10 protein-coding genes and 1 pseudogene are annotated in these 13011 nt (G+C 63.7%); 7 read left to right on the top strand and 4 right to left on the bottom strand.

What is annotated here, in order from left to right:
- Window positions 1-3 precede the first annotated feature (3 nt).
- Together CQ13_RS13850 and CQ13_RS13845 are read left to right on the top strand one after the other, a co-directional pair.
- Window positions 4-708 (top strand): SDR family oxidoreductase, encoded by a 705-nt coding sequence (locus CQ13_RS13850; RefSeq protein ID WP_057843404.1) that lies wholly within the window; start codon window positions 4-6, stop codon window positions 706-708.
- A gap of 18 nt (window positions 709-726) precedes the next feature.
- Entirely contained in the window at window positions 727-1110 is a 384-nt protein-coding gene (locus CQ13_RS13845; RefSeq protein WP_057843403.1) for a cupin domain-containing protein, read from the top strand.
- A 36-nt stretch (window positions 1111-1146) separates the two neighbouring features.
- Here CQ13_RS13845 and CQ13_RS13840 read toward each other — a convergent pair whose 3' ends face one another.
- The 3 genes from CQ13_RS13840 to CQ13_RS13830 form a co-directional block, all read right to left on the bottom strand.
- On the bottom strand, window positions 1147-1371 hold the full coding sequence (locus CQ13_RS13840; protein WP_057843402.1) for a hypothetical protein: 225 nt from the start codon (window positions 1369-1371) through the stop codon (window positions 1147-1149).
- A gap of 301 nt (window positions 1372-1672) precedes the next feature.
- Complete coding sequence (locus tag CQ13_RS13835) at window positions 1673-2473, bottom strand: SDR family NAD(P)-dependent oxidoreductase (RefSeq protein WP_057843401.1); 801 nt, start codon at window positions 2471-2473, stop codon at window positions 1673-1675.
- 67 nt (window positions 2474-2540) lie between these two features.
- On the bottom strand, window positions 2541-3482 hold the full coding sequence (locus CQ13_RS13830) for a hypothetical protein (protein ID WP_057843400.1): 942 nt from the start codon (window positions 3480-3482) through the stop codon (window positions 2541-2543).
- Between the two features lie 195 nt (window positions 3483-3677).
- On the opposite strand from CQ13_RS13830, the gene CQ13_RS13825 reads away from it, so the two are divergent.
- The 4 genes and pseudogenes from CQ13_RS13825 to CQ13_RS13810 all read left to right on the top strand — a co-directional run bounded on the left by CQ13_RS13825 (window position 3678) and on the right by CQ13_RS13810 (window position 11063).
- Window positions 3678-7151 carry an indolepyruvate ferredoxin oxidoreductase family protein gene (locus CQ13_RS13825; protein WP_057843399.1) on the top strand — a complete coding sequence of 1158 codons (3474 nt, stop codon included), beginning with the start codon at window positions 3678-3680 and terminating at the stop codon, window positions 7149-7151.
- 143 nt (window positions 7152-7294) lie between these two features.
- Window positions 7295-7774, top strand: a complete 480-nt coding sequence (locus CQ13_RS13820) for a hypothetical protein (protein WP_057843398.1) — start codon at window positions 7295-7297, stop codon at window positions 7772-7774.
- A 181-nt stretch (window positions 7775-7955) separates the two neighbouring features.
- Window positions 7956-9526 (top strand): annotated as a pseudogene (locus CQ13_RS13815) (alkaline phosphatase D family protein).
- A gap of 364 nt (window positions 9527-9890) precedes the next feature.
- On the top strand, window positions 9891-11063 hold the full coding sequence (locus tag CQ13_RS13810) for a thiolase family protein (RefSeq protein WP_028346836.1): 1173 nt from the start codon (window positions 9891-9893) through the stop codon (window positions 11061-11063).
- Window positions 11064-11167: 104 nt separating this feature from the next.
- Here CQ13_RS13810 and CQ13_RS13805 read toward each other — a convergent pair whose 3' ends face one another.
- The gene (locus CQ13_RS13805) at window positions 11168-11392 is read right to left on the bottom strand and encodes a hypothetical protein (protein WP_057843545.1); all 225 of its coding nucleotides are present in this window, start codon (window positions 11390-11392) and stop codon (window positions 11168-11170) included.
- Between the two features lie 336 nt (window positions 11393-11728).
- Here CQ13_RS13805 and CQ13_RS13800 point away from each other — a divergent pair, with 336 nt between their 5' ends.
- A complete protein-coding gene (locus CQ13_RS13800) occupies window positions 11729-13009 on the top strand; it encodes an amidohydrolase family protein (RefSeq protein ID WP_057843397.1) in 1281 nt (426 codons plus the stop codon).
- Window positions 13010-13011: the final 2 nt, after the last annotated feature.

The raw sequence follows: 13011 nt of genomic DNA, 5'->3' as shown, positions 1-13011 counted from the left end.
CACATGCTGCTAGCAGGCAAGAAAGTCGTCGTCGTCGGTGGTTCCTCCGGCATCGGCTTGTCGACCGCGGAGATGGCGAAGCGCGAGGGCGCCGACGTCATCATTGCGTCCCGCAACGTCGAAAAGCTCGACCAGGTGGCGGAGAAGCTGAACGCCATCGCGATTCACGCCGACGTCACCAGCGATGATAGCGTGGCAAAGCTGTTCCGCCGTTGCGGCCCCGTCGATCACGTCGTGGTCACGGCGGCGCAGCTTCGCACCGGCCCATTCAAGACCGTGGCGATGGAGGATGTCCGGATCACCATGGAAGGCAAGTTCTGGGGCGCGTGGCGGGTCGCGCGCGAGGCCGAAATCCGCGCCGGCGGCTCATTGACCCTGGTCTCGGGTTTTCTCAGCGTTCGCCCGCGGCCGAACTCGGCAATCATCAGCGCCGCCAACGGCGCGCTGGAGTCGCTGGCGAGGGCGCTCGCGCTGGAATTGGCGCCGGTGCGTGTCAATGCGGTCTCGCCGGGCGTGATCGACACCCCGATCCGCGCTGCGATGCCGGAAGAGGCGCGGCGCGACATGCTGGCGAAGACGGCGGCTGCGCTGCCGGTCGGCCGCGTCGGCGCGGGTGAGGACATCGCGCGTCAAGCCCTGAGCTTCATGGCGAACGGTTTTGCGACCGGATCGATCGTCTATATCGATGGCGGGGCGCTAGTGATCTGACCGGCAAAGGAGGGAATCATGGCTCCAGAAAACAACGGCGCCTTCATCCGCAATATCGCCGAGGTGCCGTGGCGCGAATTCCCCAATCACTTTGGCGGCGCCCTATCAAAACCGCTGGTGATGCCGGAGACCGCGGGCTCCCGCCACATCGACTATCGCATTTCGATGTACCAGCCGATGGCCCATGTCGCGCGCCACAAGCACCTTGTGCAGGAGCAGATCTATCACGTGCTCGAAGGCGAGGGGCTGATGGAGATCGCGGGAAAAAATCACGTGGTGCGCAAGCACGACGTCATCTTCCTGCCGCCCGGCGTCGAACACGCCATTTCGAATTCGGGGCTGGTCGATCTGGTGTTCCTGGTGATCACCTCGCCGGTAACGGATGAGGAAAAGCCGGCGTGAGGCCGGGTCGCGAATAGGCGACCCAAGCAAGGCGAATCACGCCGCCAAGTCCTGCAGCAGCAGCGACGAGCCGCGAATCAGCACCTTGCGTCCCTTCGCGGTGATGGCGGGCGCGTCGCCGTTCATCACGGCGAGTTCGAGCGCGATCAGGCCGTCGATCGTATAGCGGCTCATGCGCGGCAGGCGCGACTCCGGCGTCCGCAATGCCTTCAGCGTTTCCCACTGGGCCGGTGTCAGCTCGTAGTCGAATTCTTCGTTCATGGTGCCTCGGCTTCCCACAATTCTTGTGGCGCCTCATAGCGAGCGGACATGAAATTCGTGCGACCGCAACGAGACGGGATTTCGACAAGCGACGATGCGCTGTCACATCATCGTGTCATTGGAATTGGTCGATGTCGTCGAATCACGTGCGTGGGCCAAAAACAAATGACGCCGGCGCAGGTCGCGTGAGCAGGGGCGTTAAAAAGGCCGCCCAATCGCCGGAAGCCTTAGGAGAAGGTTATTAACGAAAAGTAAACGGCGGGCCTGGTGCAAATACCGTGATTCAGCTCACAGCGCCGCTCTATCCCCGCCTGACACTCGCGCCGCCGTCGACCGGCAATGTCACGCCGGTGATAAAACTCGCTTCGTCTGAGGCGAGGAACAGCGCGGCGTTGGCGACGTCCCAGCCGGTGCCCATCTTCCGGCGCAGCGGCACCTTGCTGTCGCGTTCGGCCTCGACCTCGGCGCGGCTCTTCTTGAATTCGCGGGCGCGGGTGTCGACCGCCATCGGCGTGTTCATCAGTCCGGGCAGGATGACGTTGGCACGGATACCGTATTGCGCGTTTTGGTAGGCGAGCTGTTCGGTGAAGGCGATCATCGCCGACTTGGTCGCCTTGTAGGCGACGTACGGATAGGTCGTGATCGCGGCCATCGAGGAGATGTTGATGATGGCGCCGTTTCGTTGTGCCCGCATGATCGGGATGACGTGCCTGGCCGCCCACACGCAGCTCTTCAGGTTGATCGCGACGCAGCGGTCAAACGCTTCCTCGCTGATCTCGAGCAGTTCGGCGTCGCCACCGGCCAGGCTGACGCCGACATTGTTGTGCAGCACGTCAATGCGGCCCCAGCGTGCTTGCGCGTCTGCTACCATCGCCTTGAGCTCGGCATTTTTGGTAACGTCGGCTCTGAAGGCCGCCGCCACGCCGCGGCTCTCGGCGATCATATCGACGGTTTCCTGGGCAGAAGCGAGATTATGATCGACGCACAGCACTTTTGCGCCTTCGCGCGCAAAGGTCAGCGCGGTGGCGCGGCCATTGCCGATGCCTTCGCCGGGGCTCTGGCCGGCGCCGACGACGATGGCGACACGATCTTTCAGGCGCATCTCATTCCACTCCCGGGATCGGGTACTGTTTCAGTACCTCTTTGCAGGGCTCGTTGTCGGGGCTCACCTACCCATAGAGCGCTTGGTGCTCCCGCTCGTAGTTGGCGTAGGAATCCTTGATGCTCGCCATGTTCAACAGCATAGTGGCGACCGGTGTGTCGTCGGCTGCGAACACGGTCGTGCGGACCCAGACGCTTTCGGTGCGGCGGCTGCCGCTGAGGGCAACGATCTCGCGTTCGGTTGCATAGTTCTCGCCGACGAATAGCGGCCAGCGCAGCAGGCGAATCTCCTGATCCGCGAACAGTCCGACCGCGGGTCCGCGGACCGGCAGCCGGTCTTCGCGGGCGCGGTACTGAAACAGCACGCTCAGCATTTCGAACGGGATGATCGCGCGGCCCCAGGGATTGAGCTCCTGGGAATAATACGCCGATGGTTCGGTGATAACCTTCAGCTTCTGCTCAAGCGAAAACGGATAGAGATCACCCATATGCTGGTCGAAATCCATTTTCACCGTCTGGCGTGGCGTCTTCATGCCGACCTTGAGATTGGCAAGGATGACCGGATCGGCGAGCGGCTTCAATTCGCCGAGCCGCCGGGAAAGCGCCGTTTCCATTACGTCGCCGACGGAAGCGGTGCCGCGCAAAATCTCGGTGCCGTCGCGCTTGGTCATGCCGATCGCGCACGTCGTTTGCCCCGGCTTCGGTTTCTCGATGTTGGCCTGCACTTCTTCGCCTTCGAAGGCGGGATTGCGATAATGCGCGGACAGGCAGCCGGTCTCGAACCAGGCCTGGCCCCAGATCCGTTCGCACAGCGGTGCGAACTGGCTGAAATGGGTCGGGCCCTCGATGGTGCCGCCCTGAAACCCGAGCTTCTGCGCGGTCGCATCGTCGTGAATCGAGGCGTGCGAATCATAGACCTGCGCGTGGAGCATCTGCTTCGGGCTCCGCCACGGCCCGACGAGCAGATTACCGTTTTCCAATATCTCGGTCCTGAAGGCCGGTTCTGTCATCGCTGGCGTCTCCCTTTATTCCCAGCGTTTCAAAGAAGGCGGGCTCCCGCAAGAGGCCCGGCCGATCCACAACACGGGCGAGATATGCCCTGCGGCCATGAATTCACGCTGGGCACGCATAGCAAAATCGGTGCATGCTGTTCGCAATTAGACCGGTTCAAATGACCGGCGGAACGTGCGACGGGGAGCGGACGAATGGCGTTGATGGAAGTGGGACTGGACGACAAGTACCGTCTGGATGCGAAACGGATTTTTCTGTCCGGTACGCAGGCGCTGGTCCGCCTTCCCATGTTGCAGCGCGAACGCGATCGCGCACAGGGGCTAAATACCGCAGGCTTCATCTCCGGCTATCGCGGCTCGCCGCTCGGCATGTACGACCACGCGCTGTGGCGCGCCAAAACTTTCCTCAAGCAGCATGACATCGAGTTCTCACCGGGTCTCAATGAGGACCTGGCGGCTACTGCTGTATGGGGGAGCCAGCAGGTCGGCATGTTCCCGGGCGCAAAGGTCGATGGCGTATTCGGCATCTGGTACGGCAAGGGCCCCGGCGTCGACCGTTCCGTCGATGCGCTGAAGCATGCGAACTCGGCCGGCACCTCGCCGAATGGCGGCGTGATTGCGCTGGCCGGCGACGACCATGGCTGCCAGTCCTCGACGCTCGCCCACCAGAGCGAGCAGGTGTTCGCCGCGGCGCTGATGCCGGTGGTCAACCCGGCCACGCTGCAGGATTATCTCGATCTTGGCATTTTGGGCTTTGCGCTGTCGCGCTATTCCGGCTGCTGGGTCGGGTTCAAGGCGATTTCCGAGACGGTCGAAAGCTCGGCCTCGATCGTCAGCGATCCCGACCGCATCAAGATCATCACGCCCGACGATTTCGAGATGCCGCCGGGCGGGCTTTCGATCCGCTGGCCCGATGCGCCGATGGAGCAGGAGCGTCGCTTGCATGGCCCGAAGATGCAGGCGGTCGCGGCGTTCGCGCGCGTCAATCGCTTCGACCGGATCGTGCTGGATTCAAAGCCGGCGCGGCTCGGCATTATCGCGACCGGCAAGGCCTATCTGGATCTGCGGCAGGCGCTGGCCGATCTCGGCATTACCGACGCGGAAGCGCAGGCACTGGGATTACGCATCTACAAGGTGGCGCTGACCTGGCCGCTGGAGGAATCCGGCGCGCGGGCCTTTGCCGAAGGCCTGCAGGACGTGCTCGTGGTCGAGGAGAAGCGGGGCTTTATCGAGGACCAGCTTGTCCGCATTCTCTACAACATGGATGGCGCGAAGCGCCCTTCGGTGGTCGGCAAGCGCGACGAGAGCGGCGCCATGCTGTTGCCGAGCGAAGGCGAGTTGACGCCGACCATGGTGGCGGCGGCCATCGTGGCGCGGTTGCGAAAACTCGGTCATCGCAGCCCGGCGCTGGAGCAGCGTCTGGCAAAACTCGAGGCGTTCGACCGTCCCGTGGACGGCGTCGGCGCCGCAAAGCTGCAGCGGACACCGTATTTCTGCTCGGGCTGTCCGCACAACACCTCGACCAAGATCCCCGAGGGCAGCCGCGCGATGGCCGGCATCGGCTGCCACGGCATGGCGCTGTCGGTGCCGAACCGCCGGACGCAAACGATCTCGCATATGGGCGCGGAGGGTGTCACCTGGATCGGGCAGGCGCCGTTCACCAGCGAGCCGCATGTGTTCCAGAATCTCGGTGACGGCACCTATACCCATTCCGGCCTGCTCGCGATCCGCGCGGCGGCGGCTGCCGGCGTCAATATCACCTACAAGATTCTCTATAATGATGCGGTCGCGATGACCGGCGGCCAGCCGGCCGAAGGCGGGCTTTCGGTATCGCAGATCGCGCATCAGGTTTCGGCGGAGGGAGCCAAGCGCCTCGTCGTCGTCTCCGACGATCCCGAGAAATATCCGACGAATTATTTCCCTTCTGGCGCGACCGTTCATCACCGCCGCGAACTCGACGCCGTGCAGAAGGAACTGCGTGAGGTCAGGGGTCTCACGGTCCTGATCTATGACCAGACCTGCGCGGCGGAAAAGCGCCGCCGCCGCAAGCGCGGGCTCTATCCGGATCCGCCGAAGCGCGTGTTCATCAACGAACGCGTCTGCGAAGGCTGCGGCGACTGCTCGCAGGTCTCCAACTGCGTCTCGGTGCAGCCGCTGGAAACCGAGTTCGGCCGCAAGCGGCGGATCGACCAGTCGAACTGCAACAAGGACTTTTCCTGCATCGAGGGCTTTTGCCCGAGCTTTGTCACGGTGCATGGCGGACGCTTGCGGAAAGCCGACCGCGCCGCGGCTGATCCCTCAGCGCTGTTTGCCGATCTGCCGACGCCCGCCACACCCGCGCTCGATGGCGCCTACAACATTCTCGTCACCGGCATCGGCGGCACCGGCGTCATCACCATCGGCGCGTTGCTTGGCATGGCCGCGCATGTCGAGGGCAGGGCGTGCTCGACGCTCGACTTTACGGGCCTGTCGCAGAAGAACGGCGCGGTCATGAGCCATGTCCGCATCGCGCCGCAGGCTGACGATCTCTCGACCGTCCGCATCGCCCCCGGCGGCGCCAATCTCATCCTCGGCTGCGACATCGTGGTCGCCACCAGCATCCCCGCGCTGAGCCGGGCCGAGCGCGGCGTGACGCGGGCGATCGTCAATGCCGACCTGCTGCCGACCGCGAGCTTCGTCATCAATCCCGACATCGATTTCGAGGCGGGAACGATGCGGGATTCGCTCAACGAGGCGGTCAGCGCCTCCGACCTCGACATTCTCGATGCCACCGGGCTTGCCACCGCGCTGATGGGCGACAGCATCGCCACCAACGCCTTCATGCTCGGCTTTGCGTTCCAGCGCGGGGCGATTCCGCTGTCGCTGGAAGCGATCATGAAGGCGATCGACCTCAATGGCGCGGCGATTGAGATGAACAAGCTCGCGTTCTCCTGGGGCCGGCTGGCGGCGCACGATCTGCCGCGCGTCGTCAGCGCCGCCCGCTTCAAGAGTTCAGGCGCGGCGCCGGTCCGGCGCACGCTCGACGAAAACATCGCGTTCCGCGCCAAGTTCCTGACGGACTATCAGAATGAGGCCTACTCGAAGCGCTACCTCGCCGACGTCGGGCGCGTCCGCGCCGCGGAAGCCAAGGCTGCGCCGGGCTCGCATGAACTGACCGAGGCTTTCGCCAAGGGCCTGTTCAAGCTGATGGCCTACAAGGACGAATACGAGGTCGCTCGGCTTTATTCCGACGGCGAGCTTGCAAAAGCGCTGAAAGAGCAGTTCGACGGCGAGCCGCGGGTCAAGGTCAGCCTCGCGCCGCCGCTGCTGGCATCCCGCGATAGACTGACCGGGCATTTGCGCAAGCGGGAATTCGGCTCCTGGATATTCCGCGCCTTCGATATCCTGACCCGCTTCAAGTTCCTCCGCGGCACCGCGTTCGATCCGTTCGGCCATACAGCCGAGCGGCGGATGGAGCGGGCCTTGCCGGGCGAGTACTCGGCGATGATCTTCCGCCATCTCGACAGGGCCAAGCTGCATGACTGGCCGGGTCTGGTGGCGCTGGCGAAATCAGCGGAACTCGTTCGGGGCTATGGCCACGTCAAGGAAGCCAATGTCGCCAAATACCGTGCGGAGTGCACGCGGCTGGAAGCGACGATCGGCCAGCCGGTGGCGCAGGCCGCCGAGTAGGAACTGTTCATCCGCCACGTGAAGTTTTTCACAGGCTGGCTCAGTCACCGGCACCCTGAGCGCAGGAACGGCTGGCATTGCCCGGCCGGCTCCCTACATGTCGGCTGTTCTTAATTCTTTGGGTTGATTTCAGGAGGCCTGCGATGGTCCTGAAAAACGCTATTGCCGCAGCACTTTGCACGGGGCTCCTGATGTCGGGCAGCGCCGTGCTGGCAGAAGAGTATCGCGCGGGCGAACTCCTCGAGCTCGATCCTTCCCAAGCCATGCTCTCACCGAAGCGACTCGGCCCGGAGACGCGATTCGCCCCGGTCCGGATCGAGGCCCGAACCGATCGCAAGCAGGTGAAGACGGAGCGCGTGGTCGTGCCAAAGGCCGCCGCCGCATCCAAAACGGCTGCGCCCAAGGCTGCTGCGCCCAAAACGGCTGCGCCCAAAACTGCTGCCGCCAAGACTGTCGCGCCCAAGACTCACGTGGCGCATGAGCGTGTGCAGAAACCGCGCGGCGCTGCCCGCACCAATTTGGCGCGACCCCACAGCAACAACCCGCTCGACGCGCAGGCACGCGACACGCGGATCCAGACCTGGCCGTGCAAGTCCGGCGGCATCTGCAACTGGCAGCGGTAGCTCATTTGTAGGATGGGTGGAGCGAAGCGATACCCATCATGCCTCCGCGTTGGGATTGATGGGTTTCGCTTCGCTCTACCCATCCTACGATTCTGCCGCGTCATCGACCTGTCGTAAAAGCTTCAGCCGCGAGTCAAACTCAACGGGCACACCTTCGTCGTGATTCGACGAGGGGTGTTCGATGCCGATTGCGATTCGCGCCAAGCCCGCCCTGACGCGGCGTCAATGGCTGGTCCGCTCCGCCGCAACATTCGCCGTCGCTGGTTTCGGCGGCCTCGCCAGACCCTCCCTCAGCCGCGCCGCGGATCGGCCGCTCGTCACCAGCGGCATTCAATCGGGCGATGTCTCGGCCAATTCCGCCGTGGTCTGGGCGCGCGCCGACCGGGCGGCGCGGATGCAGGTCGAATGTTCGGCCAGCGAAGATTTCAAGACCATCATTGGCACGGCTTCTGCCGATGCGTCGCCGAATGCCGACTTCACTTCGATGGTTCTGCTCGACGGATTGCCGCCGGGACAGGATATTTTCTATCGCGTGCGGTTTGAAAGCGAGCCGGGGATCGCCGCGAGACGCAGGTCGGGCACTTCCGCACTGCGCCCACGGCGCGCAGCTCGGTGTCGTTCGCCTGGTCGGGCGATACGACGGGGCAAGGCTGGGGCATCGACGAAAGCCGCGGCGGCATGCGGACTTATCGGACCATGCTCGACAACCGCCCGGACTTCTTCATCCATTGCGGCGACCACATCTATGCGGACTGCCCGGTGGAGGGGGAACTGAAGCTGCCCGACGGCGGGGTCTGGCGAAACCTCGTTACCGAGGAAAAGTCTGTCGTTGCCCAAACCCTCGCCCAGTTCCGCGGCAACTACAAATACAACTGGCTCGATCAAAACTTTCGCGCCTTCCATGCCGCCGTTCCCTTGTTCGCGCAATGGGACGATCACGAGGTCACCAACGACTGGGCGCCGGTCGGTACCGCCGACGGGAGCGGCTATGCCGAGGACGGCACCTCGCATCTGGTGGCGCGGGCGCGCCGCGCGTTCCATGAATTCATGCCGATGCGCGCGACGCCCGCGCAGGACGGCCGCATCTATCGCAAGATCGCCTACGGCCCGCTGCTCGATGTCTTCATGATCGACATGCGCAGCCACCGCGATTCCACTTTGAACCGGCGCGACGACCACAGCGACACCTGCATCCTCGGCGCGGCGCAACTGGCCTGGCTGAAGCGCGAGCTGGTGGCTTCCGACGCCACCTGGAAGGTGATCGCGGCCGACATGCCGATCGGCCTGGTCAGCGAGGACGCGATTGCGCTCGGCGACGGCCCGCCGGAACGGCGCGAGCATGAGATCGCCGATTTGCTGTCGTTCATGAAGCGCGCCGGCATCCGCAACATTGTCTGGCTGACCGCCGATATGCATTACACGGCCGCGCATCACTACGATCCGAACGGCGCGATCTATCAGGATTTCGAGCCGTTCTGGGAGTTCGTCTCCGGCCCGCTGCATGCGGGCACCTGGGCGCCGGCCCCGCTCGACAATACGTTCGGCCCGAAAGCCATGTTCCAGAAGGGGTGCAGCGGCGAGAATCTCGCTCCCTGTTTCGGCCTACAGTTTTTCGGCCGCGTTGACATCGACGGCAAGACCGAAGTCATGACCGTGACATTGAAGGACGTCGACAACCGGGACCTGTGGTCGGTCGATATCGAGCCCCGCCCGGATGCGCGGCCCGGCCGGATCATGGCGCAGCATATCTGAGGCGGCGTTGTTAGGGGGCGCACCAGCAGATAGAAGCCGACCACGATTTGCACGGAGAGGGCGATGATCACCCCCGAGCACGGCGGCGAACGCCCTTACCATCGCACCCCGGACTTGGTCCTGATTGCCTTTCGCGCGGCGATCTCCAGAGGTCAATTTCGCTCAGTGAAATAGATGGAGCGTCGCGCGTCGGCTTAACGCGGCGGGAAGCCAACGTGGCCTTGCCGACGGACAGGCAGTGTGCAAATCCCGGCCTTGAGCCGGCCTGCGATTCATTCTGTTCCGTCCGCCGGAATTCGGGTTTTCGCTACACACCGCCGCGGCTCCAGTCCATACTGGATCGCATCAAAGGGAGGTCTTTCAAATGCGTGAAGCTGTCATCGTTTCCTATGCACGTACGGGGCTGGCGAAGTCCGGCCGCGGCGGGTTCAACATCACCCCGCCGATGTCGATGGCGGCTCACGCCATCAAGCACGCCGTCGAGCGCGCCGGCGTCGACAAGGAATATGTCGAGGACTGCTATCTCGGCAATTGCGCGCATGGCGCGCCGAATATCGGCCGCCAGGCCGCGCTGCTCGCGGGATTGCCGAAGTCGACCGCCGGCGTCTCGGTGAACCGCTTCTGCTCCTCCGGCCTGCAGACCATCGCGATGGCCGCCAACTCGATCCGCTCTGACGGAGCTGACTGCATCGTGGCCGGCGGCGTCGAGAGCATCTCGATCCCCGGCGGCGGCTCGCCCAAGGAATCGATCGATCCGGACCTGCTCAAGGTCGCGCCCGATATCTTCATGGCGATGATCGATACCGCCGATATCGTTGCCGAGCGCTACAAGCTCAGCCGTGAATATCAGGACGAGTACTCGCTGGAATCGCAGCGCCGCATGGCCGCCGCCCAGCAGGCCAACAAGTTCAAGGACGAAATCGTCCCGATGAAGACCAAGATGAAGGTGGTCGACAAGCAGACCAAGGCGGAGAGCATCGTCGACTACACCGTCGACCGCGACGAGTGCAATCGTCCCGACACGACGATGGAAGGCCTTGGCAAGCTCGAGCCGGTCAAGGGCCCGGGCAAGTACGTCACCGCCGGCAACGCCAGCCAGCTTTCGGATGGCGCGGCGGCGGTCGTTCTGATGGAAGCCAAGGATGCCGAGAAGCGCGGTCTCAACCCTATGGGCCGCTTCGTCGCCTGGGCGGCGGCGGGCTGCGAGCCGGACGAGATGGGCATCGGCCCGATCTACGCCGTGCCAAAACTTCTGAAACGTCATGGTCTGAAGATCGACGACATCGATCTCTGGGAGCTCAACGAAGCCTTCGCCAGCCAGTGCCTCTATTCGCGCGACAAGCTCGGCATCGATCCGGAGAAGTACAATGTCAACGGCGGCTCGATCGCGATCGGCCATCCCTTCGGCATGACCGGTGCGCGTCTCACCGGCCACATCCTGCAGGAAGGCCGTCGGCGGAAGGCCAAGTGGGGCGTCGTCACGATGTGCATCGGCGGCGGCCAGGGCGGCGCCGGCCTGTTCGAGATCTATAGCTGAGATTTTTCGAACGCAGCGACACGCAAAACAAAGAGAATGGCCCCGCGAGGGGCCATTTTTCGTTTGGGGGCATCTGGACCGAACACGTGCCCCGATCCGAGGCGTCAGTAACGATACTTCTTCTTGATGACCACGGTCCTGTGGCCATGATGGTGTCCGCGATGCCATCCGCGATGTCGCCTGAATTCGGCACGCGCGCCGTGATGGTGGTGATGGTGTCCTACATGGTAGCCGCGCTTCTTGATCACGACGGTCTCGGCGCCCGCAATCGACGGCGCCGCAATGATAAGCGCGCCGAGTGCGGCAATGACGTATCCAAGCTTCTTCATCCAATCCTCCTCAATTGAGCGAGGATAGAACATCAGATTTTGCACAACGTTCCCGCGGAACTTGAAGAGAATTCTGAACGCATGTTCAGACGCGTGTGCGATGCAGCCCGAATCGATCATTGTCCGATCGCTTCTTTTGTTGTGGCCGTGTCTCGCATGCGTGCGCCCGCGAGAGGTAAAGCTGTGAACGTCGATGCAGTGAGCGCCCACTGGAAACCGGCAGCGCGGCGCTTCAATCCAGCGTGGGACGAGGATGGGCAGGTTTTACTCTTGCTTGCGGAAGGCTGGGAGCGGGCGCATCATCGCGCCATAACAAATCAAATTGGGGAGGCTGCCATGAGCGGGGTTTCACGCCGTCATTTCCTGAGCCTGACAGGATCGGCCGCGGTCGCAGCGATGTCCGGAAGCGCCCATGGCGCGATGGGGCCGAATGACAAGTTCGACCTCGTGATCAAGGGCGGCGACGTGCTCGATCCGAGTCAGTCGCTCAAGGGCAAGCGCGATATCGGTATCCGCTGGGGCATGATCGAGGCCGTCGAGAACGAGATTCCGGCCGCGCGCGCCGCCAAGACCATCGATGCCTCAGGCAAGCTGGTGACGCCCGGCCTGATCGATCTGCATTCGCACGTCTACCCCTATGGTTCGGCGATCGGCATTCCCGCCGACGAGCTGGTGCAGGCCCAGGCCACCACCACGGTGGTGTCGGCAGGCGATGCCGGCGTCAACAATCTCGCGGCGCTGCGGCGTTACATCGTGGCGCAATCGCGGGCGCGAATTTACGCCTTCGTCCACATCGCCAACAACGGCCTGTCCGGTTTCCCGGTAGCCGAGCTCTACAACATTGACTACGCCCAGGTAGATGCCTGCGCGATGGCGCTTGCGGAAAATCCGGACTTCCTGCTCGGCGTGAAGGTCAGGATGTCGGAGAACGTGATCGCCAGGCACGGGCTGGAGCCGCTGAAGCGCGGCATCAAGGCCTGCGAAATGTGCGGCTGGCCGGCCAAGATGATGGTGCATATCGGCGGCGTCGAGACCAAGGAGCTGATGTCGGAGATTCTCGACCTGATGCGGCCGGGCGACGTGCTGACGCATGCCTATTCCGGCGCGCCGAACATCGGCGGCGTCTTCACCAACATCGTTCAGGACGGCAAGCTGCTGCCGGCAGCGCTCGCCGCCAAGCGGCGCGGCGTGATGTTCGACGTCGGCCATGGCGGCGGCAGCTTCGATTTCACGGTGGCGGAGGTCGCGCTTCCCGCTGGCTGCACGCCGGATACGATTTCCTCCGACATCCACGTCTTCTCCGGCAACTCGCCGGGCATGCCGTATTTGCCGAATGTGATGAGCAAATTCATCACGCTCGGCCTTACATTGGAGCAGGTGGTGGCGGCGGCGACATCGACGCCGGCGAAAATCATCAACCGCGCGCCCAAGATCGGCACGCTGCAGATCGGCGCACCCGGCGACGTCGCCATCCTGGATCTGGTGGAGGCGCAGACCTCGTTCGTCGACACCCGCAACAACAAGCGCGAGGGCAAGCTGTTGCTCAAGCCCGTGCAGACCGTGATCAACGGCGTGCCGTTCGGCCGACCCTATCAGGCGCCGTTCGCGGTGCGGTGAGG

This window comes from Bradyrhizobium retamae, from assembly GCF_001440415.1.
Taxonomy (GTDB): domain Bacteria; phylum Pseudomonadota; class Alphaproteobacteria; order Rhizobiales; family Xanthobacteraceae; genus Bradyrhizobium; species Bradyrhizobium retamae.
This window is presented reverse-complemented; position numbering and strand designations above follow the sequence as displayed.